Source organism: Propionivibrio sp., from assembly GCF_049316945.1.
In the GTDB taxonomy this organism is placed as follows: Bacteria; Pseudomonadota; Gammaproteobacteria; order Burkholderiales; family Rhodocyclaceae; genus Propionivibrio.
Window position 1 is genome coordinate 1 of record NZ_JBMOJE010000029.1, and the last position, 24,373, is coordinate 24,373.

The window sequence follows — 24,373 nt, forward strand, 5'->3', positions numbered from 1 at the left end:
CACTGGCACTTTCAAGTTGCCGAATTCATGGTAGTTTCACGGCGCCGCGCACAGCCAGATCAGCCGGCACCAGCGGAATACCGTGCGCCACCAGATATGCCGGCGCTGCGACCACCATGCGCCGCATTTCACCAAGGCGAACGCCAATCAGGCTCGAATCGCTGAGCTCACCAATGCGCACGGAAAAATCGATGCCTTCATTAAGGAGATCGACAAGCCGGTCGGAGAGATCGAGGTCGACGCTCACCTCGCGGTTGGCGGCCATGAAAACGCTGACCAGAGGAGCTACGTGCCTGCGCCCGAAGCCGGCCGGCGCTGACAACCTCAAATGCCCGCTGGCCTTTACCCCGCCCAGGCTGACCGACGCTTCAGCGTTGGCCAGTTCGTTGAGGATGCGCTGGCAGTCTTCAAGAAAGGCCTGGCCTTCAAAGGTCAACGACAACTTGCGCGTCGTACGCGTCACCAGTCGTACGCCCAAACGTTCTTCCAGGGCATCGAGACGACGCCCTATAATCGCCGGTGTCACGCCTTCCAGGCGGGCAGCGGCCGAGAGACTGCCGCGCATCGCCGCTGAGACAAAGGATTCGATCTGCTTAAAAGCATTCATATTTCAATATTATACTTTTAGTAAAAGATCATTTGTATTTTGTACGCCTTCCATTACGATCTTTGGTGTAATACACTTCAGTCTTCTATAAGACATGGTCTAACACCTCCTATGGAAACCGTTTCAATTGCCAGTAATGCTCTTCTTGCCAGCAGCACGATCTGCTGGTTAAAGTAGGCGCCAGCCTGACTCTCGTTCATTTCGTCGAAACTGATTTATTAACCATCATCACAAGGAGTTGCCATGAGTCTCAATCTGCCTTCCGGCGTGCAAATCAATGCGCCAATTCAGCCCGGTTTCGAAACCATCCTCACCGCCGACGCGCTGACGCTGGTTGCCAAGTTGCACCGTGCCTTCAATAGCCGCCGCCTGGAATTGCTGCAGGCTCGTGTTGCTCGCCAAGCCCGCATCGATGCCGGAGAAATGCCCGACTTTCTGCCCGAGACGGCGCACATCCGCGCCGGTGACTGGAAGATCGCACCGCTACCAAAGGCACTGGAGCGCCGCCGTACCGAAATCACCGGCCCGGTCGAAGCCAAGATGATCATCAACGCCTACAACTCCGGCGCTGATTCGTACATGAGCGACTTTGAGGATTCGAACAGCCCGAAGTGGGAAAACCAGATCCAGGGTCAGGTTAATCTTTACAAGGCCATCCGCCGCGAACTCTCGTTCAAGAACGAAGTCGGCAAGGAATACACGCTCAACGAGAAGATCGCCACCCTGCAGATTCGTCCGCGTGGCTGGCACCTCGACGAAAAACACGTGACTGTCGATGGTCAACGCGTTTCCGGCGGCATCTTCGATTTCGCCCTGGTCCTCTTTCATAACGCCAAGGAACAGGTTGCACGCGGCGCCGGACCTTTCTTCTACCTGCCGAAGATGGAATCGCACCTCGAAGCCCGCCTGTGGAATGACATTTTTGTCATGGCCCAGGATCATATCGGCCTGCCGCAAGGCACCATCAAGGCTACCGTGCTGGTTGAAACCATTCTCGCTACCTTCGAGATGGAAGAAATCCTGTACGAATTACGCGAGCATTCGTCCGGTCTCAATGCCGGGCGCTGGGACTACATTTTTTCCTGCATCAAGAAGTTCAAGAAGAACAAGGATTTCTGCCTGGCCAATCGCGGTGCGATCACCATGGAAGTGCCGTTCATGCGCTCCTACGCGCTGCATCTGGTCAAGATCTGCCACAAGCGCGGTGCGCCGGCAATGGGCGGCATGAGCGCGCTGATCCCGATCAAGAACGATCCGGAAGCCAACGAAAAGGCGCTGGCCGGGATTCGTCACGACAAGACGCGCGACGCCAACGATGGTTTTGACGGCGGCTGGGTCGCTCACCCAGGCCTGGTGTCGATCGCTGCGGAAGAGTTTCAGAAGGTGCTCGGTGAGCGTCCGAATCAGTGGGAAAAGCAGCGCACTGAAACCTTCACCGCCAAGGACTTCCTCAACTTCCAGCCCGAGCAGCCAATCACCGAAATCGGCGTTCGCAACAACATCAACGTCGGCATTCACTATCTGGGAAGCTGGCTGGCCGGCAATGGTTGCGTGCCGATCCACAATTTGATGGAAGATGCCGCCACCGCTGAAATCGCCCGCTCGCAGGTTTGGCAGTGGGTGGTTTCGCCGAAGGGCAAGCTCGATGACGGGCGCAAGGTTACGGCTGAAATGGTGCGGGCAATGATTGCCGAAGAACTGCCGAAGGTCAAAGCGACCGTTACCGCCCAGGGCGAAGACACCGCTACCTACGACCAGGCCGCAGTCATCTTCGACAAGATGAGCCTGTCGCCGGAATATCCCGAGTTCCTGACGCTGCCGCTGTACGAAGCTATGGAGTAAGTTTTACGCAAGAATTGGAGAGTGGGGAAAAGCCTGCTCTCCACTCACTCTAAAGCACCACCTGCGTCCCCAGTTCCACCACCCGATTACTCGGGATCTTGTAGAAGCTCGTTGCACTGCTTGAGTTGCGGTACATGAACACGAAGAGTTTCTCGCGCCATAAAGCCATTCCTGACCCCACCTTCGGGATCAGGGTCGCGCGGCCAAGGAAAAATGAAGTCTCCATCATGTCAATAGCCAGATCTTTGGCGGCACACAGCATTAGCGCTTGTGGAATGTCGGGCTCATCCTTGAAACCGTAATGCACCGTCACCCGGTAAAAATCACCCTTCAATTCGCTGATCTCGACGCGCTCAAGCTCCGGAATATAGGGCACATCAGACACCTGTACCGAGACAATCAGCACCCTTTCGTGCAATACCTTGTTGTGCATCAGATTGTGCAGCATGGCATTCGGAACATGGTCGTTGCTTGAGGTCATGAATACCGAGGTGCCGGGAACGCGCGCTGGCATGGCCACAAGAAGGGCATCGATAAAGCTCTCCAGCTTGATCGCCTCACCACTTGTCCGCTCGGTCAATAACTGCCCGCCACGCTTCCAGGTACTCATCAGCAAGAAGACCAGAGAACCGGCAGCCAGCGGGAACCAGCCACCATCGGGAATCTTCAGGACATTGGCAAACAGGAAGGTCAACTCGACCGCCAGGAAAGCCGAAAAAAGAGCAACCGAGCGCCCCCAGCCCCAGCCCCAGCTCTTGCAAGCAACAAAGGTCGCCAGAACCGAAGTGATGACCATGTCGCCGGTCACCGCGATACCGTAGGCGGCGGCAAGGTTGTTGGTAGATCTGAAGCCGAGCACAAGAATCACCACGGCGAGAAACAAACCCCAATTTACACCAGGCAGATAGACCTGCCCCTGCGCTTTCTCGGAAGTGAATTGCACCTCGATACGTGGCAGAAAACCAAGCTGCATGGCCTGCCGGGAAACCGAGAAAGCGCCCGAGATCACGGCCTGAGAAGCAATCACCGTGGCCAGCGTGGCCAGGCCGACCAGCGGGTAAAGCAGCCATTCCGGTGCCAGGTGATAGAAGGGATTGACCGCCGCCGATGGATCGACCAACAGCAGGGCGCCCTGCCCGAAATAGTTGAGGATCAGCGACGGAAGCACGAAGCAGAACCAGGCCTGACGGATCGGCTTGCTTCCGAAATGCCCCATATCTGCATACAGCGCCTCTGCTCCGGTAACCGAAAGCACCACAGCCCCCATCGCCACGACGGCAATGGCTCGGTTTTCAAACAGGAACCAGAGGCCGTAAGTGGGGTTGATCGCCCTCAACACACCAGGGCTTGCCGCAATATTGTATAGGCCAAGCACCGCCAGCGTCGCAAACCAGATCATCATCACCGGACCGAACAGGGCGCCAACCGAAGCCGTGCCCCGGCGCTGGAAAAAGAAAAGGACAAAGAGCACCACCAGCGTCGCCGGAATGATGAAGGCGTGGAAGGCGGGGGTCGCCACCTCGAGCCCTTCCAGTGCCGAGAGTACGGAAATGGCCGGAGTGACCATCCCATCGCCATAGAACATCCCGGCCCCCAGTAGCCCGGCCAGCATGATCGCTCGCTGGCGCCTGGGCTTGCCTTTGGCGTCTTGCAGCGCCAGAGCGATGAGCGCCATGATGCCACCCTCGCCCCGGTTGTCGGCACGCATGATGAACACTACATACTTGATCGAGACGATGATGATCAACGACCAGAGGATGAGCGAAAGGATGCCAAGCACGTTTTCGGGAGTCAACGGAATCGGATGGTTTCCGGCGAATACCTCTTTCATGGTGTACAGCGGACTGGTGCCGATGTCGCCATAAACCACGCCGAGTGCTGCCAGTGCAAGAATTGCCTGCTGCGGCTTGCTCTGAATTGTTGCCTGAGGCATTTAAAGCGTCACTTTCAAACAAGGAGCCTTACCCATGCCTGGCTTCCCGGGTCTTCGATAGCTGCAAAAGGGTGACTAGAAAATGGTAAGTGGGGAGTGAGGAGCATACAGCGCCTCACTCCCCACTCCCCATTTCATTTACGCGTATCAAATGCGCGTGACGCTTACTCTATGAAGCAGAGCACCGCCCCCTTGGCCACGGTGTCGCCGCTCTTTAACTTGATCCCCTTGACGATCCCGTCACAGGGCGCAACAAGCGCGTTTTCCATCTTCATGGCTTCGAGAACCACAATAGCCTCGCCCTTGGTGACGACATCGCCAACGTTCTTCAGGTACTTGATGATCATTCCCGGCATCGGCGCCAGCATGCGCGTGCCATGTGCTTCAGCGGCTGGACTGGTGTTTGGAGCCGCAGCAACGGTTACCACAGCTTTGGGCGCCGCGACCGGAGCGGCCGCAGAAACTGGAGCCACCGCCGCCCGCGGCGCGGCCATCACCGGAACATCGCCGGTCGGGTCCACTTCGACATTGAAGTATTCGTTGTCGAGGAAAACGTTGAAGGTGCGTACCCTTTCCGACTTGGCCGGGGTATCGGTCTTGCGTTCAACCAGTTCGCCGGCCTTGGCCTTCTTGACCAGTTCATCCAGTTTCTTGACGGATTCCATGGTGATCGGCTTGACGCTGGCCGGAACTTCGGCCCTGCCGTATTTCCACTCAAGGAATTTCCTGCCGGTCACCGGGAACTGGGCGTAGATGAGCAGGTCGTCCATGTCGACGGCCAGATCGCCGATTTCCGCCTTGGCCTTTTCCAACTCGGGCTCAAGCACTTCGGCCGGACGGCAGGTAATTGGCTCTTCGCCGCGCGGATAGCCTTTCAATGCTTTCTTCTGCACTTCAGCATCGATCGGAACGGCCGTCTTGCCGTACAAGCCGTAACACAGATCCTTCACCTGACCGGTGATCATCTTGTAACGCTCTTCAGGCGTGTCATGCAGCACGTTGTTGACCGTCTGCACGCCAACAATCTGGCTGGTCGGCGTCACCAGGGGAATCTGGCCGAGATCCTTGCGAACCCGTGGCAGTTCCTTGTAAACCTCGTCGATCTTGTCCAGTGCATCCATTTCGCGCAACTGATTGACCAGGTTGGAGAGCATTCCGCCCGGCGTCTGGTGCAACAGCACGTTGATGTCGATGATCGAAATCTTGGAGTCGTCCAGCAGGTGCTTGTATTTGGGAAGAATCTGCTTCTCGAGGACTTCGTTGATCGCCGCCAGCTTGCGGATATCGAAACCGGTATCGCGGTTGGTTCCCAGCAGGGTCATCACCAGCGGCTCGATGGCCGGATGTGACGTGCGATAGGCATAAGGCGTCATGCAGGTGTCGATAATGTCGATACCCGCTTCAATCGCCTTGAGCTGACTCATCGACGCCATGCCGGAAGTGAAATGGCTGTGCAGATGGATAGGAACCGTCACGACAGCCTTCAGCGCCTTGACCATCTCATACACATCGTACGGCGCAATCATGCCGGCCATATCCTTGATGCAGATGGAGTCGGACCCCATATCCACCAGCTCTTTGGCTTTGCCCACGTAGTAGTCGAGGTTGTAAACATCGCCGCCGAGGCGCGGCTCGGTCAGGGTGTAGCAGATGCAGCCTTGAAAATGCTTGCCGCTCTTCTTGATCTGCCTGACGACCGTCTCGAAGTTCCGGTAGTCGTTCAGCGCATCGAAAGTGCGGAAAATATCCATGCCGTTTTCCGCCGAACGGTCGACGAATGCCGTCGCCACGTCATCGGCGTAGTTGCGATAGCCAACCAGGTTCTGGGCACGCAACAGCATGCTGAACGGTGTTTTCTTGGCGTAGCGCTTGAGCGTACGCAGGCGCTCCCACGGATCCTCGTTCAGGAAACGGTGCATGGTGTCGAAAGTCGCTCCGCCCCATGTCTCGAGGGCCCAGAAGCCGACTTCATCCAGCATTTCGGCAACCGGAATCATGTCTTCGGTACGCCCACGCGTAGCAAACAGGGACTGATGCCCGTCGCGCAGGCTAAGATCCATGATCTTCACCGGATTACTTGCTGGCGGACGATCACTGGCGTAATTCATTGCGGTCATTACTAGGTTGTCGCTCATCTGTCTGCTCCCACAAGGACTTTGAAATTGGATACTGAAACGCTATCTAGCGTTGGAAAATGCCCGCAACTGAACCATCCGGCGCCCGCTCATCATTTCCATGCGCCCAGATTGCGCCCACTGACCTGGATCGGTCGGAATATTACTACCCGAAGATAGCGGTTCAGCCTGATAACTGGCCGCTTCTTCTTCCTGCTGCAAGTAGAGTTGTACTGCCGCCAGTGCCGCCGCTACTTTTTTTCCTGCTTTCTGCATTATTTCACCCCTTAAACTTGACCACCAAACGGGCATGACTTTGTAAGGCACCCCAAATCATGAAAGTCCTGCCCGTTTCCCTCACCCCGACCCCTCTCCCAGAGGGCGAGGGGAGGTTCGAGAGTCGCCAGCGCGACTTTCACGGTAATCACATCGGAATGTTTCCGTGCTTCTTCATGGGATTGGTGTCACGCTTGTTCTGCAATATCCCCAGCGCCTTGATGATCCGGGCGCGCGTCCTGGAGGGGATAATGATGTCATCGATGTAACCCCGTTGTGCAGCGATATAGGGGTTGGCAACGGTTTCGTGGTACTCCTCTTCCTTTTCCGCCAGGTAGGCGGCGGGGTCCCCGGATTCTCTGGCCTGGCGACCATAAAGAACTTCGGCTGCGCCTTTTGAGCCCATGACGGCGATTTCGGCACTCGGCCAGGCGTAGTTGATGTCCCCGCGCAAGTGCTTGGACGACATGACGCAATAGGCGCCACCGTAGGCCTTTCGCGTAATGATCGTCACCTTTGGCACGGTCGCCTCGGCATAGGCATAGAGCATCTTTGCACCATTACGGATCACGCCGCCGTATTCCTGCGCCGTACCCGGAAGGAATCCGGGCACATCGACGAAAGTGACGACTGGAATGTTGAAACAGTCGCAGAACCGCACAAAGCGCGCTCCCTTGATCGACGAATCGATGTCGAGCACCCCGGAAAGATAAGCCGGCTGGTTGGCGACGATGCCGACGCTTACCCCGTTGTAGCGGGCAAAGCCGACCAGCAGGTTGGGCGCAAATTGCTCCTTGATCTCAAAGAAATCGCCGTTATCGACCGTCTCACGGATGACATCCTTCATGTCATACGCGGCGTTCGGATTGTCCGGGATGATCGTGTGCAGGACTTCTGACCGCCGATCCGCCGGATCGGAACACGGCAAGATGGGCGCCGTTTCAAAATTATTCTGCGGCAGGAAGGACAGCAGCCGCTTGATGTAAATGATGGCATCTTCGGTCGAGTCAGCAGCGTAGTCTGAAATCCCGCTCTGCGAGGAGTGCATGTCAGCACCGCCCAGTTCTTCCACGGTCACGTCTTCATGGGTCACCGACTTCACCACCTTGGGGCCGGTCAGGAACATGTACGAGTTGAGCCGCTCCATGACGACGAAGTCAGTCAGCGCCGGCGAGTACACGGCGCCACCGGCGCAGGGCCCGAGGATGGCGGAAATCTGCGGAATGACGCCAGAGGCCATCACATTGCGCAGGAAAATTTCCGTATACCCGGCCAGGCTTTCGATACCCTCCTGAATTCGCGCGCCGCCCGAATCGTTCAGGCCGATAACCGGAGCACCGTTCTTCATGGCCAGATCCAGAATCTTGCAGATCTTCTCGGCAAAGGTCTCAGATAGCGAACCGCCAAGGACAGTGAAATCCTGTGCGAAAACGTAAACAATCCGACCGTTGATAGTGCCGTGACCGGTGACCACACCGTCACCCGGAATGACCGTCTCCTCCATGCCGAAATCCCGGCAGCGGTGGATTTTGAACATGTCGAACTCTTCGAATGAGTCCTGATCGAGAAGCAGATCTATCCGTTCCCGGGCAGTCAAACGCCCCATTGCGTGATGCTTGTCAATTCTTTCCTGCCCCCCGCCCAGACAGGCTTCTGCCCGGAGTTGCAGGAGGTGATCCAGTTGCTTGTTCGTATCCATTCTATGTCCCTGAGAAGGAGAAATCTGTGTTCAGTGTTGAACCCAGCGGGGTTTTCAGATACCCGAGGTTCCGCATCAAGCGGGTTCCGTCGCTAATCGACGTCACAGCCATTTTCAGGAGTGCGATTCTAGCCGTTTTCGACGAAAGAGAGGAACTGTTCTTTTGAATGATTGTCATTGGCAAAGTTCCCCGAAGTCTTGATCGCCGTGATCAATTTCCAGCCTGGCAGTTAATTTTCAGCGTTCGCAGGGTTCGCAGCGTTCATGATCCTGCGCCGCCAAGGCCGACAACAATTTTGGCAGATCGACGGGTTTGAACAGCACGGTCCAGCGGGAAGACTGTGTCAACTGGATACGGTCAGGTGATCCATCCCCGGTCAACAAAACAGCCTTGATCGGCTTCGACGAACGCTGCTGAATGGCATCAAGCAATTGCATCCCATTCATTCCGGGAAGACGAAAGTCGGAAATATAGAAATCAGCAAGCGCGATTTCAGAACTTGACAAAGCGGCTTCGGCATGGCCAAAGGTCATGACGCTCATGCCGAGCGATGCCAGCGCAAACTCGAGGGCCTGTGCAACAATGAAATCATCTTCGATGACCACCACACTTCGCCCGGCGAAACCGTGCGAAACCTCGTCGTTTTCAGATGTCGGCAGTATCCGGTAGCGCTCGTGATTTGCCAGCGCTTCAACCTCTTCAACCAATGGCAGACTGATCTCGAATACAGTACCTCGGCCCAAGCGGGAGCGGCAACTCACCTGGGCATTGAGTAATTTTGCCAGGCGTCTGACGATGGAGAGGCCGAGTCCCAAGCCTTGCACTCGATCCCGCGCCGGATTGCCGACCTGGAAATACTCCTCGAAAATATCCGCAAGGTGCTCGGGGGCGATGCCGATCCCGGTATCCCATACCTGGATCAGCGCTCGCTTGCCGCGTCGGCGGATGCCCACCAGAATGCCGCCCTGTTCGGTATATTTAATGGCGTTGTCGATCAGGTTACGGAGCAAATTCTGGAGCAAAACGGGGTCAGTCAACAGCCTCATCCCTCTAGCCGGGTAATAGAGCATCAAGCGCAAGCCTTTTTTCGTCACCAAGGCTGAAAATTCGGCTTCGATCCTGGCAAAAATGGCTTCGGACAGTATTTCCTCAGGAAAAGGCTGGACCATGCCGGCATCGAGTTTTGAAATATCGAGTAATACATTCAGAAGATCCCCCAAGGTACGAACCGACAGGGAGAGGTAATCGCTGATCTTTTTCTGATCTTCACTGAGCTTGGTTCTGCCCAAAGCATCGTTGAACAGGTTGATGGCTTGTATCGGTTGCCGCAGATCGTGGCTGGCTGAGGCAAGAAAGCGCGATTTGGCCAGGCTGGCATTTTCTGCGGCCTGTTTTGCGGCGATCAGTTCCGCCTCGGCCAGCTTGCGGGCGGTGATATCGCTCAGGGCAATGCGTACCCCGGGCGCATTGCCTGAGGTGCGTTGCCAGTCCAGTTGTGCATGAAAGACCGAACCATCGCCACGTTGCAACGCCAGTTCCGTTTTACCTTGCGCTTCGTTCAGGAAATGCCGGGTCCAGCGATCCTGATCTTCATGAACGACTAAAGAGGTGAAGCTTATGTGCAGCAGCTTCTTTCGCTCTCTCCCGAGCAGCGTGGCACCGTTAAGGTTGATCTCCGAGATCCGGCCGCTGAGCGTGAGGGTGAGATAGCCGACCGGGGCAAACTCATAAAGATCGACATAGCGGTCGCGCGATTCTTCCAGGGCAATCTGGGATTGCCGCAACGATTCGTTCTGCATCTCCAGTTCGATCTGGTGCACATGCAACTCATGCAGCAAATCGCTGGCCGGGGGCGCCAGGCTCTCGGCCAGCGGAGCATTTGCAGACTGCGCCTCGGCCGCCGTACGCAGTTGGGCATCGTTATTAAGTTGGCCGGACGGGTTCATGAGCCTCTCTTCTCGATAAGTGCGCTACGGGTCTGCAGCGAATCAATCGCCTCCATTGTCATAATGGGTCGCGAAAATGCACGCCTGCCAATTTATTTGCAGGGTGGCTCTGCATTTCCTTCGGTCAGATAAGCGGACCAAGGGTTTTCAGCGAATCAATGGTTACCATTGCCAGAAGCATAGCCTGCCCTTGCCGATCCCGCTAGCAATTCCGAGGCAATTTTTCAGTGCCGGCCTCAGTTTGGCCCTATCGACTGGCGTGCGTTTTATGCCGGAAGCTTTGACCGACTGATCAATCATGCAGCAAAGCTTGTTGCTCGTTCATTGGCCTGCGCTTGACAGAATTTGCCAGTCTCGCGGCTCGGCGACATACTGGCGAACCGTGCAATTGTTGCTGTTTTTCTGGAGATTGTGGTGCGTTTCATCCGAAAAAAATTATTGCGGCATGCCGGCCCCGTGCTGGGTGCTGTTCTGGCGCTGATGGCGACCTCGGCCGCCGCTACCACCCATTCCGCGCAGATCATCTGCCATTACACCTACGGCGGTGAAACGAAACAGCTGGTGGCGCTACCGGTGTCATCGCCCTATGCCGCCAAGGGCATAGCGGTGGGATCGTTTTTCCACTTTCGCCTCGTGTTTCAGGAAGAGCCGGCTGATCTGGCGTCAATCAAGGTCTATACCTACGCCCAGCGTGAAGATGGTCCGCTGCTGATTCATCAGGCGACTTACCCTTATCCGCCAATTGACCACGCTGCTGCACCCTACGGCTTTAGCGGTTTGCAGTTTGTCTATGAGCCGATGCGTGACGGCGAACTGCAGTACTGGTGTGAACTTTCAACGGCAGAAAAATCGGCCGGGAGTGCCGCGCAATGAAACATCTGCTGGTTTTTCTTATGGCCCTGATCACCCTTTCTGCCGCGCAGGCTGATCCGGTGCGCCTGGTCTTCGTCGGCGATATCTTGCTCGACGACGGTCCGGGGCAGGTGATTGCCTCGGGACGCGACCCCTTCGCGCCGTTCGCTGCGCAGTTGCGCGATGCCGATTTCACCATCGGCAATCTGGAGTGCCCGATCGCCACGCTCGGCAAGGCGCTCGAAAGCAAGATTTTTTCCTTCCGCGCCGACCCGCGTGTGGTGCCGCTGCTCAAGGGGCGCTTCGATGCGCTGGCGGTGGCCAACAATCATTCGGGCGATTACGGCAAGGCGGCTTTCCTCGAAACGCTGAGTCATCTCGATCACGCTGGCATCCCGTACTTTGGCGGCGGGCGCGACCTGGCCAGCGCGCATGCGCCGCTGTGGATCGAGCGCCAGGGTTTGCGCATTGCCGTACTGAGTTACAACGAGTACAAGCCACGCTCGTTCGAGGCCGGCCCGGATTGGCCGGGCATCGCCTGGAGCGAAGACAGTCAGGTGGTCAGCGACATCCGCGCGGCGCGGGCGGCCGGGGCCGATCTGGTCATCCCCTTCATGCACTGGGGCTGGGAACTTGAGCCCAACCCGAGCGAACGGCAGCGGCAACTGGCGCGCACGATGATCGATGCCGGCGCTGACGTAGTAGTTGGCGGCCATCCGCATGCCACGCAAGGCGCCGAGTATTACCGTGGCAAGTTGATTGTTTATAGCCTGGGTAATTTCGTTTTCGACGGCTTTGAGTCGCCGGAGGCGAAGCGCGGCTGGTTGCTGCGCCTGACGCTGGACCGCCAAGGGCTGCTCGCCTGGGAAACCGTGGCGGCGCAGATGGACGCGGAAGGCACGCCGTACCCGGTACCGGGTGAGTTGATGCCCTGTGGCACAGGCGGCCTGGAAGGGGCGTCAATAGGCGTTCTGCAATGCGTGACGCCGGGGAGCCTTTAAACACGGCACTGTTCAGGCACCTGTGCTGTAGATCGCCTGTCCATAAGGGCTACAGCCAGGTTATTTCCCGAAAAGACGCGAAGAGGTTTTCAGGATTATTCTGTGCGTGTTGGTAATTAATCCTAAAAAGGGCAGTTGACCACAGCGAACACGGCGAACACAACGGAAAAACAAGAGCTTGCAATGTTTTCATGATTCACCCTTTGGGTAAGCCATGAAATCCTGAAAACCTGAGGCTTTTCGCCGTGCCCGCCGTGTTCGCCGTGGTTAAACTGAGGTTTTAAGGTTAATTTCAAAAGGAGTGATCGTGTTGCGTATCGTCGTGGCGCCGGATTCTTACAAGGGCAGCGTGTCGGCAGTGGGCGTCGCCGAAGCCATGGAACGTGGAATCCTGCAGGTGTTCCCAAACGCGGAGGTGCGCAAGATCCCTATCGCCGACGGCGGAGAAGGAACCGTGGAAGCGCTGGTTAGCGCGACCGGCGGACAGTTGCAGCAGGCACAGGTCAGTGGTCCACTCGGTGAAAAAATCACCGCTCAGTGGGGTGTGCTGGGCGATGGCCAGACCGCCGTCATCGAGATGGCCGCCGCCTCGGGGCTGACTCTGGTGCCAACGGACAAGAGAAATCCCGGGATCGCCACGACTTACGGCACCGGGGAACTGATTCGAGCCGCACTCGATGCCGGCCTACGCAAGATCATCATCGGCATGGGCGGCAGTGCGACCAACGACGGCGGCAGCGGGATGGCTCGCGCTCTGGGCGTCCGCTTTACCCGCGACGACGGACAGGAACTGCTTGAAGGCGGTGCGGCGCTGGCGGGACTGCAGCAAATCCATTTGGCGGGGCTTGATCCCCGGCTTCTGGAAACTGAAATCACGGTCGCCTGCGACGTGGATAACCCGCTTTGTGGGCCGCGCGGAGCGTCCGCTGTTTTTGGTCCGCAAAAGGGCGCGACGCCGGAAATGGTGGCAGAACTGGACGCGGCGCTGGCTCATTTCGCCGCTTGTGCGCGGGAAGCGACCGGCCGGGATGTGGCCGAGATGTCAGGCGCGGGAGCGGCCGGCGGACTGGGCGCCGGAATGATGTTCTTCACGCCGGCGAAGCTCAGGCCCGGGGTAGAGATCGTGCTGGCCGCCGTCGGTTTTGCCGAACTGGTCAAAAAGGCTGCGTTCGTTATCACCGGGGAGGGCCGCACCGACTTCCAGACGGCTTTCGGCAAGGCGCCGGTCGGTGTGGCGAAGGTCGCGAAAAAATTCAACGTTCCGGTGTTTTGTTTATCCGGAGGTTTGGGCGAAGGCTCTGACGATGTGTTGGCACGGGGCATCGACGCCACGATGAGTGTCTGCGACAAGCCGATGACGCTGGAAGAATGCATGAGCGCGGGGGGCGCGCTGATCGAATCGGCTTCGGCACGGTTGTGCCGGATCATCAAGGCGGCGCGTTTGATCCGGTAAGCGTGTCGTCAAGACGATCATGAAAGGCTTCGCCAACAGCGCAGAAAAAAACAGCTATCGTCATCATCGCCGGCACAGCCAATGAATACGCCACTGTTCAGGCATGCACTCTGCAGATCGCCGATCCATGCGGCCTGCAGACTCGTATCCTGCAGGGTGGGTGCGCTACGCTTATCCACCCTGCAAATTCCGGACCAGCCGCAATCCGGCCGGCAGGGATTCGCCGAAAGCGCGGCGTTCGTCGGCCTTGTCGAGTTCGACGACGGTTTTGATCTGCTTGATCCAGGTGGCGCTGGCGTTGATTGCTGTCAGGCGAGCCAGCACACGGTCGCGCAGTTCATCCGGCAGGTCACGCGAACGGTCACCGGTCAGGCGAGCAAGCTGCGTGGCGGCAAAGGCGGCTGGCTCGACCTTCTTCCAGTCGACGGCCAGCACCGCTTCCAGCCAGCGGCCGGCGACTTCGGGCGGTACCACCTGGTGCGCGCTGCCATACAGCGACTGGCGCGCGCCGATGCGGCCGAGTACCCACCAGCCGAGCGCCTTCTCGGAGGCTTTGCGCAGCCGTTCGAGCAACCAGTCGCCGACTTCGACCTTGTGCTCGATGGGCAGCCTTTCGAGCGAGGCGGCAAGGCGCAGCATATCGTCGTGACTGCCGGAGATGGCCGTCGCCAGGCGACCGCGCGTCTTCGCGGTCAACTCCTTTTCCAGTTCGGTTCCGAGTTCAACCAGCAGCTTTTCCTGGATTGCTGACGGCAAGCCGCCTGCGGCACGGCGCCACAGCGTCCACCACTCCGACCAGTTCTGGCTCTCGCCGACGTACTCGATGCCTTGCTCATGCAGGGTGCACAGTTGCTCGATGCGCCACTCGTCGAGCGGATAGCCAAGCCCCGGGCGCAGGCAGAATCCGGCGAGGTTTAGCCACAGGCGTTCGTGTTCGGCCGAGCGCCGCCGACGCCGTGCGCGTTGCATCAATGCGTCGAAAATCGCGCGCAGCAGCGGCGTTTCCCAGCTTTCACGCTTGCCCAGATGGTGCTCAAGCTGGCTGCGCAGGCGCCGCACTTCCTTGCGCATTTCCGTACTTTCCTGCACCTGCGAGCGCGCGCCGAAAATATTCTCGATACATTGCACGGCGTCGGCAAAGCGCGGTGGCAGGGCTTCTGCTGCAACCACGGGCTCGCCGTCACCACCACGCAACTGGAATTCGAGCAGCCAGCGACGCTTGGCTTCTTCCGTGCTGACGCAGTGCAGTTCCAGGGTGCCGATTTCGGTCATCGAGGTAATCAGTTGCACCCGCACTTCCCGCTGCGTGCTGCCGGCATGCGGCTGCACGACAGTGGCAATCGGCGGCAAGCGGACGAAATCCTCGTCATTCAGTTCCGCGATTTCGCCGGGCTGATAGACGGTGTCGGCCACCGAAGAGGCGAGGTGAAAGCGCACCGGTTGACCAAGGCGCAAGCTGAAGGTGCGCTCCGATAACTGGATTTCGTGCCCTTCTTCGCTGCCGCGCGGCAGGATGCACAGGCCGCGCCGCACCTCGCCCTCGTCTTCGAGAACCAGGAAGTAGCTGCGCGCCGATCCGCCTCCGATCCGCCGCCCATCTCCCTTTTTCAGCAGGGCGTAAGCAACGGCGCCGCGCGCTACGGCGATGTCGGGATTGTCGTTGTGCAGGACGCGCAGCGCGCCACCGCGCCAGTCGCCAAGGGTACTTTGCAGGCGCTCGGCAAGCGCCTCGGCACGAAAAACGCCGCCGTTGAAGAGCAGCGTATCGGGCACCGGCAGTTGCTCTTCGCTGCTCTCGTCGGTCAAAGCCTGACGTGCCGCCTGCGCATGCCGTTTGAGAAAGGCGGCGACATGGCGGGTGATCGCCGGGTCGGCGGGATAGGGCAGGCCGAACTCGACGAGCGCGGCGCGCCGTTGATGGAGCGGCTCATCCGGCGACACGTGCGGAAAGAAGCCATCGACGATCAGTTGCAGGACTTCGTCGCGTTTCAAATCGATGGTCCGGGCGCCGCCGATCAGCTTCGATCCGCCACCTAGCAGCGTCACCTGCACGGCCTCCGGCGCCCCGGCTGAGAGCAGTTGTTCCTTGGCCGCACGGCAGCGCGCCGTAAGTTGCGAGAAGCGCGCCGCGCTCAGTTTTGCCTCGCTGCCCGGCAGGCGCGATTCGACCAGATGGGCGAGCGCCAGATCCATGTTGTCGCCACCGAGCATCAGATGGTTGCCCACGCCGATCCGCGTCAGTTCCGGCTCGCCATCGTGCATCGCTACCTGGATCAAGGTCAGGTCGGTGGTGCCGCCGCCGACATCGCAAACCATCAGTAGTTTCGTTTCGGCCAGTTCCTCGGCGAGGCGCTGCTGATGGCGAAACAGCCAGTCGTAAAACGCCGCCTGCGGCTCCTCAAGCAGCCGCAGATGAGGCAAGCCAGCCTGCCGCGCCGCTTCCAGCGTCAGCGCCCGTGCACCCTCGTCGAAGGAGGCGGGAACGGTCAGGATGACCTGCTGCTGTTCCAGCGGTGATTTTGGAAAGCGGTGCAGCCAGGCAGCACGGACATGCGCCAGATAGCTGGCGCTGGCGGCCACCGGAGAGACCTTGGCGACATCGTCGTCGGCACCCCACGGCAGGATCGGCGCCATGCGGTCGACCAGCGCGTGCGACAGCCAGCTCTTGGCACTGGACACCAGCCGCCCGGGAACCTGGGCGCCGAGATCGAGCGCCAGTCGGCCGGTGAGCACCGGATCATTGTCGTTAGTCGTTGTCCATGGCAGTTGCAGATCGCCGGGGCTGATTTCACCTGCTACCGGATGGAAACGGACCGAAGGCAGCAACGGTCGCGCCGCCACCTGGCCGGGGCCAACCAGTTGCTCGATCTCGAACAACTCGACCTGCTGCGTGCCGGGTGTTGCGTAAGCGACGACGGTATTGCTGGTGCCGAGATCGATACCGACGATGTATTGCTGTTTCATGGCAATCGGACGCTGTGAAGAAATTCAGAAAACCCTACCGCAGAGGCGCGGAGGCGCAGAGGTTTCGCAGAGAAAACCTTAGAGAACACTGGATTTCCTCTGCGTTTTCTCTGCGCCTCTGCGCCTCTGCGGTAGATTCTAACTATTTTCACAGACTCTCAGTCCGCAGCCCCGCCGCGCACGTCGAACTCGACTTTCCAGTGTGCCGTTGCATCGTGCGGCAGGGCTTCGAGTTCGAGCGTTCCGGCCTCGGTCACCCGCGCCCGCAGTTTGACGCGCACCACTTCACCGGCGGCCCGGCCTGCGCTCGGCAGCGTGGTCTGGATCTCGTCGAGTTCCTGGAGTTCTTCGGGTTCCCATTCTTCAAGCAACGTACCGACCTGGTCCTGGCGACGAACCGACGAGCCGAAGAAGCGGAACCGCACCTGCTCGCCGACAACCAGGCCGAATTCCTGGGCCGACAAGGCCGCCTCGCTGCCCTCCTCCATACCGAACGGCGCCAGGCACAGCGCCTGTAGCGGCGGTTCCATGCCGGGCACGGCAGGCATCACCGATTCGACGGCGACGTAGTAGGAACGCGCCGTGCCGCCACGGATGCGCACACCTTGGCCGCGCCGAACATAGCCGTAATAGGCGGCACCGCGGGCGACGGCCAGATCGAGGTCGGCGCCTTCGAGCGGGCGGGCGGCGGGGGCTCCTTCGGCGGTCAGCCAGGAATTGATCGTCGCCAGCGTGCGCTTGGCGAGCAGGTCGGATTTGAAGACGCCGCCATTGAACAGCACGGCGGTCGGATGAAGAAAAGTTGCGCCGGTCGGCAACTGGCCGGTGAAACCTTCGAGATCGTCCGTTGCCGCCACTTGCCGGGCCAGGAAGGCCGCCAGATGGCGGGTAACCGCTGCGTCCTGCGCGTAAGGCAGACCGAGCTGGGTTAGGCCGGCGCGACCGCGTCCCTGCGGACGATCGGCGATGGCCGCCGCCGGGAAGAAACCTTCGAGCAGCGTTGCCGTCAGTTCAGCCCGCGTCAGTTCGCTGCGGATCGAGCCGCCGATCAGCTTGGCGCCACGACTGGCGATGACCAGCGGCACGGTTTCGACATCCGCATCGCTGAGCAGCGTTTCCTTCGCCGAACGGCAGGCGTGGGTCAGGCCGCGCAGTTGCCAGGCGTCGAGCTTGGTGCCTTGCGCCGACAGTTTGCCGGCGACGGCATAGGCCAGCGCCAGATCCATGTTGTCGCCGCCGAGCAGGATGTGTTCGCCGACCGCCACCCGGTGCAATTCGAGGACGCCTTCGCGTTCGAGCACGGCGATCAGCGAAAAGTCGCTGGTGCCTCCACCGACGTCGACGACCAGGATGATTTCACCCGGCCGCACCTGTTTGCGCCAGCCGCCGGCGCTCTTCTGAATCCAGCTATAGAGCGCTGCCTGCGGCTCTTCGAGCAGGATCATGTGCGCACAGCCAGCCGCCTTGGCCGCTTCGGCCGTCAGTTCGCGGGCGGCCGGATCGAAGGAGGCGGGAATGGTGACGACGATTTCCTGATCGACGAAGGGTGCATCGGGTTGCGCCTGATCCCACGCGGCGCGCAGGTGGGCCAGATAACGCTGCGAGGCTTCGAACGGCGACAGACGTTCAACTTCCGGCGGCGCGTCGTTGGGCAGGATGGCGGCGCGACGATCGACACCGGCGTGGCAGAGCCAGCTCTTGGCGCTCAAGACCAGACGGATCGGCGTTGCCGCCCCGCGACTGCGCGCCATTTCACCGACGGCAAAGTCCTGATCGGAGGTCCACGGCAGGCTCAGGTCGCCTTCCGCCAGTTCGCTCGGGTGCGGCAGGTAGATGAACGATGGCAGCAGGCCGAGCGACTCGACCGAACCGGGCGCGGTCAACTGCGGAATCGGCATGATCTCCTGAACGACCTGCTCGCCATCACAACGTTCGATATCGACGTAGGAAAGGGCGCAATGGGTGGTGCCCAGATCGATGCCGATGGAAAATCTGGCGTCGTTCATTTTTGCTTCGCTCATTTTAGCTTCGCTCATAATTCCACCTCCGCCGGCGCGACAATGCGCAGTTCGTGACCGCTGGCCAGCTTGGGCAGACGCGTTTCGTCCACCCGCCAGCCACGGTGCGTGATACTGCCCTTGAACGGCGGCTGGCCGACGACGTTGCCGGTGATGCGGATCGCGGCGGCATCGAAGCCTGCGGCCAGAGAGATACGGCTGCCTTCGGCTTCGTCGCGTACCGGGTTGATGGTGAAGTTGTCGCGCAGCACCTTGCGACAGCCTTCATGCACCACGCGCGCGGCGGCGCCGACATCGGCGTCGGCATAGGCGGCGACGTCTTCCTGGATGAAGTCGATGAAGCGCGCCTCGCGCTGCAGCAGGCCGAGCAGTTGCCAGGCGCCTTCCGGCGCGGCTTCGCGCAGCGGAACAACAACGGTCTTTGGCGCGACAGGCGCAGGCGTGGTCGCAACAACGGGTGCCGACGGTTCGCTACGCTGTACGCCGTCGCGCAAGTCCTGGACGCGGGCGGCAAATTCGCTATCGGCAATGATCGTGAAAAAGCTGCTGATGGCGAGGGAGATTCTGCTTAACAAGGAGGGATTGGCTTGTTTCATGGAATGGTCCTGATGTTTAAGTTTGCCGCTGTCGCGGCTCGGAAAAATTCACTGGAATCGTGCTTTGAAATTCGGCCACGGCAGTACCGGGCATCTCAGGCGAGTGTCGCGCCGGGTCTTCTTTGAAGAGGGGACAATCGTTCTGGTTTGCGCATGGTAGCTAACGCAAGGCGGATACGCAACGCCAGTCGGGGAACATCGCAGGGCTTGACGGCTACCCGACGATGCGCTCCAAGCGTCATTGCTGCAGTGCAATATAAACCATTTTATCGTTTTCGGGCACGAGAGCACGACAATAACGCATCGTTACGTTGAAGCTGACCTTGCGATGAAGGAAAAAGCTCTAGCGCGACTGGATGCGCCGGACACTACATTGCGTCGATTCAGTGCTCCGGATTCGCTCATGAAGTTCCTCCAAACGCTGTAACCATGCATAGGGGTCGGATGGAGCCAGCTACCTCAAAACTGAGCGCCCACTTACTTGCAGAACCTGCCATTCAAGAAATAAATGCTCGGCACCGCAGTCGGGGTCGGCTTCAGACTGTAAGCGGCCTGATGACTTTTCCATACCCAACTGCCGCTGTACTCTGTTTCCTGCCTTTCGACTCCATCAGCGCTTGATGACAGCCACCGACCCATTGCCGGCAGTCGGGGTTTTTGAAAAGCAGCAATTCGCCGCGCATGCCGAAAAATGAGAAGCAGCCGTTCGAAATCCATAAAGCTGCTTTGCCCAGGAAACTTACGGTCTCCGATTACTCGGACACCGCTTCCCTGCGCTAGAAAGTCGTACTGACAACTCATTTCACGGGACTGTAACCCGCTGGATATATCTCCGATCACGGCGAACAAGTTGATTCGGCACTGATCGATGTGCTGCGGCTGCTCCAACAAGAGTGCGAAGCTGGCCCTTTAGTTGTGAAGGCGTTACCAATCGCAGAAGTGATGAAAACCATATAACGCATTCGATGGAGTCTTACCCCATCGATTCTACGCAAGAATTAAAGCGCCCCTGGCTCCTCTGATTCCCTTTGATTCAATGCACTTTGATTTGCGAAAACGAATTCAGACAAGCGTGAACGAGACACTAACGGAATCGACCATCACTTCGGGTCGCAGGGGTTTCCGTCCCTTGGGCGTTTCGCCTTCCACCAGACGCACCACGCCATATTGCTCAAGCTTTCTGAGTGTTCGGGAAAGGTTTGACGCCTTTCGTTGCGTCAGTTTTTCAAGCTCTGCAATGGATTGGGGATGCTCCTCGGCAATCACCTTCAACAGATGGCGATTTTCCTCCGTGAATACATTGGCCGCCGCCTTCAGCGACGTAAACCAGAGCTTGGGCGCATCCGATTCCACCTTGATTTTTCCGCTTGCCACGGCCAGCGTCCAGCGCTTCATTTCCTCGTAGGGAGCAATCCCGATATTCAGCTTAGTCATCATTTGACTCCTTCAAAACCCGATCGACTTCCCGCCAAAAATCCGCCAGCAACATTTCTGGAGACTCGAATCCATATTGCCGACCAAGGTCGCCCCGTGTGCGATGCCAGTGGTCGAACGGCTCTTGTTTGCCAACCCGGTGTGCATTGTCGAAACCAAGCATCCGGCTCCCGCGTCGATCATGCATGGTGAGCGAGTAGTTCACCCCGTGCGGGATGGCTTCACTACTCGGCACCTCTCGGACGACGAACTTAACCCAGAAGCCAAGCCGCTCGTCGACGACCATGGTCACGCCCATCGAGGCTCAGCAAATATTCCCATCTCGTTGCAGTAGTCATGACATATCACCTGAGTGATAAGTATAGAGGCACGAATGATCCCCTGGCAAGAAATATGGGGTCATAAGAAGACAGCGCCGGGTTCCGCAAACGACAAAACCGAGCCACCTTTTGATTGACGGGGGTTTCGGGTTGTTGCGACCTCGGTGGGTTGAAAATCAGGGGAATGTGCCGGTTAATCGACCCTGGCCCCTTTGATTTTTTGCTTTGATTTTTACTTTTTTTACTAGTTTACTAGTAACTTAAATACATATTAGTGGGTATTTTAAGTACCTAAAAGTATGAATATAGTTGCTCATGAATTAACGTGGATTTACTACATGGAATTCATCGGTCGAGCAAACTTGGCCTTCCCTATTCTATTCAACGGCATTGCCGGCAAGAACGAGGCCGGAAGAATGCTCCGAATAATTAGTTGTCGTTCAAATCGTAACTGACATCGCCTCCACAAAATGCTCAAGCCCCTGAGCTTCAGGATTATGCGGGACGCCTTAATCGAACATCAGCGTGGATTGCCATGAAATTCGAACGATCAGCCGCCATTGGATTCAGAATTGCTAGCCACAAAATAGGAAAACCCGATGTCACACATTTATGATGAAATGTATTTCGGCACATCAATGGTACGGCCACAGTATCGTGAGTTTGATAAGTGGCTGGCGTGTCAGCCGCCACATCTGATTGAACAGAAAAGGGCCGAAGCTGAACTCATTTTCCACCGTGTGGGCATCACGTTTGCCGTGTATGGCGACAATGCAGGCAAGGAAAGGTTGATTCCGTTCGACATTATCCCACGCATCATCAGTACAACTGAGTGGGCGCAGTTGCAAGCGGGGCTGGTGCAGCGTGTCACCGCCTTGAATCTGTTTTTGCACGATATCTATCACGACCAGAACATCCTGAAGGCTGGACTCATTCCGCCTGAACAGATACTGCAAAATGCACAGTACCGGCCCGCCATGCACGGCATTGACATCGCCTCCAATATCTATGCCCATATCGCCGGGGTCGATATTGTGCGCGCCGGCGAGGGGGAATTTTACGTACTGGAAGACAATCTGCGTGTACCCTCCGGCGTGTCATACATGCTGGAAAACCGCAGGATGATGATGCGCTTGTTTCCCGAACTGTTTGCGCGCAACCGGATTGCGCCGGTCGAGCATTATCCCGACTTGCTGCTCGACAACCTACGTACGGTGGCGCCGCAAGGCATCTCCGATCCGACCGTCGTCGTAATGACGCCCGGGATGCACAACTCGGCTTACTTTGAACACGCGTTTCTGGCCCAAAAAATGGGCGTGGCCCTGGTGCAGGGCCACGACATGTTCGTTTCCGATAACACTGTCTTCATGCGCACCACGCGCGGCCCGAAACAGGTCGATGTGATTTATCGTCGCATCGACGATGACTACCTTGATCCTCGTGCCTTTCGTGCCGATTCCACCCTAGGCGTGCCGGGACTGCTTTCGGTCGTTCGTACCGGTCGCGTCTGCCTGGCCAATGCCATTGGCACCGGGGTGGCTGACGACAAATCGATTTACCCTTTTGTGCCCGACATGATTCGCTTCTACCTGGCCGAGAAACCCATCCTCAACAACGTCCCGACCTACCAGTGCAGAAAGAATGCGGATCTTGCTTACACACTGGCGAATCTTCCAGAACTTGTGGTCAAGGAAGTCCACGGCGCCGGCGGCTACGGCATGCTGGTCGGGCCAGCCTCCAGCAAGGCCGAAATCGAGGACTTCCGCAAGCGCATTCTGGCCAAGCCGGAAGGCTACATCTCACAGCCTACCCTGGCTCTTTCCGCGTGCCCGACTTACGTCGATTCCGGCGTGGCGCCGCGTCATATCGATTTGCGCCCTTTTGTGTTGTCGGGCAAAACCGTCTCGTTGGTCCCCGGCGGACTGAGCCGGGTGGCATTGAAGGAAGGCTCGCTGGTGGTCAATTCGTCACAGGGCGGCGGCACAAAAGATACCTGGATACTGGAGAGCCAAGCATGTTAAGCAGCACCGCAGATCATTTGTTCTGGATGGCCCGCTACACCGAGCGTGCAGAAAATACAGCGCGCATGCTGGATGTGCGTATCCAGTATGCGCTGATGCCACAAACAGCATTAGGGGCGGAACAGGGGTGGCGTGCCCTGCTCCGAATTTCCGAACTAGAAGCTGCGTTCAATGCCAAACACGCCGCGGTGACACAAAAAGACGTGATCGATTTCATGGTGCGTGACCCGGACAATCCTTCTTCGATCGCCAACTGCCTGACAGAAGCGAGGGAAAATGCCCGGGCCGTGCGGTGCACGCTGACCACCGAAGTATGGGAAACTTTAAACACCACCTGGATAGAACTGGGGCAGCACCTCACGGCTGACTTGCATGAGCGTAATCCCGGCATGTTCTTCGAATGGGTCAAGCACCGTTCGCACCAATCGCGCGGCGCCACGCTCGGCACCATGCTGCAAGATAACGCTTTCAACTTCATCCGCCTCGGCACGTTTCTGGAGCGCGCCGACAATACGGCGCGCATCCTCGATGTTAAGTTCCTGGTCGCAAATACGTTCGAATCGGGCGCCCTGCCGGAGTTTTACTATCTAGCCTCCTTGTTGAGTTCCGTCTCGGCGCTCGAGGTCTATCGCAAGGTCTATCACGATGTCATTACTCCGGCACGCGTTGCCGAACTGCTAATGGTACAAGCCAACATGCCACGTTCTCTGGTGGCTTGCATGGCAGCCGTGGTCACCAACCTGAGTGAGATCCGCAACGACGTATCACAAGACACCGAGCGCTTGGCAGGAAAATTGCACGCCGAACTACAGTTCTCCCGCATCGATGAAATCCTTAAGCAAGGATTGCATGGCTACTTGACTCACTTCCTGGCGTGTGTGGACGAATTAGGGAACCGCATCAGCTGCGATTTCCTGGTGCCCGCGGAATCGGCGGAATTGGGTATCCCCTACACGCACGTGGCAGCAAAATTCCCTGAATATCTGCAGGAAACTCCTGGAAATGAAGGAAAAACTGACCCAATCCATCAATCATCGAGTTTTTGCCTGCCACTGATGGCCGCAAAAATCCACCGGAACCTTGCATCAGAAAATACGTGCGTCAAAGGGATACCCATTTCGGCGGAATACGCCTGACGATTCGCCATAAAACACTGTCCCGGTCGGGCATGGCACTGTCCTGTTCGACTCTCCATTTGCTGTGCCCTCAGCGGAACGGGGAACACAAAAAATAACGTGTCGAAATCTGGTTTGCGAAGATCAGCAACATCCTTTCGTGATTGCCAACGGCAATCAC

General features: G+C 58.1%; 17 protein-coding genes. 6 read left to right on the plus strand and 11 right to left on the minus strand.

Annotated elements, in window-relative coordinates; all coding sequences use genetic code 11:
- Positions 1–25: 25 nt before the first annotated feature.
- Positions 26–607: a LysR family transcriptional regulator gene (locus ACOYNV_RS08790; RefSeq protein ID WP_422899390.1), complete on the minus strand. Its 582-nt coding sequence runs from the start codon at positions 605–607 to the stop codon at positions 26–28.
- Between the two features lie 243 nt (positions 608–850).
- On the opposite strand from ACOYNV_RS08790, the gene aceB reads away from it, so the two are divergent.
- The gene (gene aceB, locus ACOYNV_RS08795; protein WP_422899391.1) at positions 851–2,449 is read left to right on the plus strand and encodes a malate synthase A; all 1,599 of its coding nucleotides are present in this window, start codon (positions 851–853) and stop codon (positions 2,447–2,449) included.
- Positions 2,450–2,498: 49 nt separating this feature from the next.
- On the opposite strand, the gene ACOYNV_RS08800 is transcribed toward aceB, so the two are convergent.
- The 5 genes from ACOYNV_RS08800 to ACOYNV_RS08820 all read right to left on the minus strand — a co-directional run bounded on the left by ACOYNV_RS08800 (position 2,499) and on the right by ACOYNV_RS08820 (position 10,418).
- The gene (locus ACOYNV_RS08800) at positions 2,499–4,382 is read right to left on the minus strand and encodes a potassium transporter Kup (RefSeq protein WP_422899392.1); all 1,884 of its coding nucleotides are present in this window, start codon (positions 4,380–4,382) and stop codon (positions 2,499–2,501) included.
- A 164-nt stretch (positions 4,383–4,546) separates the two neighbouring features.
- Positions 4,547–6,517 carry a pyruvate carboxylase subunit B gene (locus tag ACOYNV_RS08805; protein WP_422899393.1) on the minus strand — a complete coding sequence of 657 codons (1,971 nt, stop codon included), beginning with the start codon at positions 6,515–6,517 and terminating at the stop codon, positions 4,547–4,549.
- A 42-nt stretch (positions 6,518–6,559) separates the two neighbouring features.
- On the minus strand, positions 6,560–6,772 hold the full coding sequence (locus ACOYNV_RS08810; RefSeq protein WP_422899394.1) for a hypothetical protein: 213 nt from the start codon (positions 6,770–6,772) through the stop codon (positions 6,560–6,562).
- A gap of 148 nt (positions 6,773–6,920) precedes the next feature.
- The gene (locus ACOYNV_RS08815) at positions 6,921–8,471 is read right to left on the minus strand and encodes an acyl-CoA carboxylase subunit beta (RefSeq protein WP_422899395.1); all 1,551 of its coding nucleotides are present in this window, start codon (positions 8,469–8,471) and stop codon (positions 6,921–6,923) included.
- A gap of 237 nt (positions 8,472–8,708) precedes the next feature.
- A complete protein-coding gene (locus ACOYNV_RS08820) occupies positions 8,709–10,418 on the minus strand; it encodes an ATP-binding protein (protein WP_422899396.1) in 1,710 nt (569 codons plus the stop codon).
- A gap of 414 nt (positions 10,419–10,832) precedes the next feature.
- On the opposite strand from ACOYNV_RS08820, the gene ACOYNV_RS08825 reads away from it, so the two are divergent.
- The 3 genes from ACOYNV_RS08825 to ACOYNV_RS08835 all read left to right on the plus strand — a co-directional run bounded on the left by ACOYNV_RS08825 (position 10,833) and on the right by ACOYNV_RS08835 (position 13,724).
- Positions 10,833–11,291, plus strand: coding sequence for a hypothetical protein (locus ACOYNV_RS08825; protein WP_422899397.1), 459 nt, complete (start codon positions 10,833–10,835; stop codon positions 11,289–11,291).
- Positions 11,288–12,271: a CapA family protein gene (locus tag ACOYNV_RS08830; protein WP_422899398.1), complete on the plus strand. Its 984-nt coding sequence runs from the start codon at positions 11,288–11,290 to the stop codon at positions 12,269–12,271. The genes ACOYNV_RS08825 and ACOYNV_RS08830 overlap by 4 nt, the downstream gene beginning before the upstream one ends.
- A gap of 307 nt (positions 12,272–12,578) precedes the next feature.
- Positions 12,579–13,724 carry a glycerate kinase gene (locus tag ACOYNV_RS08835; protein WP_422899399.1) on the plus strand — a complete coding sequence of 382 codons (1,146 nt, stop codon included), beginning with the start codon at positions 12,579–12,581 and terminating at the stop codon, positions 13,722–13,724.
- Positions 13,725–13,895: 171 nt separating this feature from the next.
- Here ACOYNV_RS08835 and ACOYNV_RS08840 read toward each other — a convergent pair whose 3' ends face one another.
- From ACOYNV_RS08840 to ACOYNV_RS08860, 5 genes are all read right to left on the minus strand, one after another.
- Positions 13,896–16,688 carry an Hsp70 family protein gene (locus ACOYNV_RS08840; RefSeq protein ID WP_422899400.1) on the minus strand — a complete coding sequence of 931 codons (2,793 nt, stop codon included), beginning with the start codon at positions 16,686–16,688 and terminating at the stop codon, positions 13,896–13,898.
- A gap of 158 nt (positions 16,689–16,846) precedes the next feature.
- Positions 16,847–18,724, minus strand: a complete 1,878-nt coding sequence (locus tag ACOYNV_RS08845) for an Hsp70 family protein (protein WP_422899401.1) — start codon at positions 18,722–18,724, stop codon at positions 16,847–16,849.
- Positions 18,721–19,302, minus strand: coding sequence for a DUF2760 domain-containing protein (locus ACOYNV_RS08850; RefSeq protein WP_422899402.1), 582 nt, complete (start codon positions 19,300–19,302; stop codon positions 18,721–18,723). The genes ACOYNV_RS08845 and ACOYNV_RS08850 overlap by 4 nt, the downstream gene beginning before the upstream one ends.
- Positions 19,303–20,364: 1,062 nt before the next feature.
- Entirely contained in the window at positions 20,365–20,739 is a 375-nt protein-coding gene (locus ACOYNV_RS08855) for a winged helix DNA-binding protein (RefSeq protein WP_422899403.1), read from the minus strand.
- The gene (locus tag ACOYNV_RS08860; RefSeq protein WP_422899404.1) at positions 20,729–21,022 is read right to left on the minus strand and encodes a toxin-antitoxin system TumE family protein; all 294 of its coding nucleotides are present in this window, start codon (positions 21,020–21,022) and stop codon (positions 20,729–20,731) included. The genes ACOYNV_RS08855 and ACOYNV_RS08860 overlap by 11 nt, the downstream gene beginning before the upstream one ends.
- A 672-nt stretch (positions 21,023–21,694) precedes the next feature.
- On the opposite strand from ACOYNV_RS08860, the gene ACOYNV_RS08865 reads away from it, so the two are divergent.
- Both ACOYNV_RS08865 and ACOYNV_RS08870 read left to right on the plus strand, forming a co-directional pair.
- Entirely contained in the window at positions 21,695–23,077 is a 1,383-nt protein-coding gene (locus ACOYNV_RS08865; protein WP_422899425.1) for a circularly permuted type 2 ATP-grasp protein, read from the plus strand.
- On the plus strand, positions 23,071–24,213 hold the full coding sequence (locus tag ACOYNV_RS08870; RefSeq protein WP_422899405.1) for an alpha-E domain-containing protein: 1,143 nt from the start codon (positions 23,071–23,073) through the stop codon (positions 24,211–24,213). Before ACOYNV_RS08865 ends, ACOYNV_RS08870 begins: the two co-directional genes overlap by 7 nt.
- Positions 24,214–24,373: the final 160 nt, after the last annotated feature.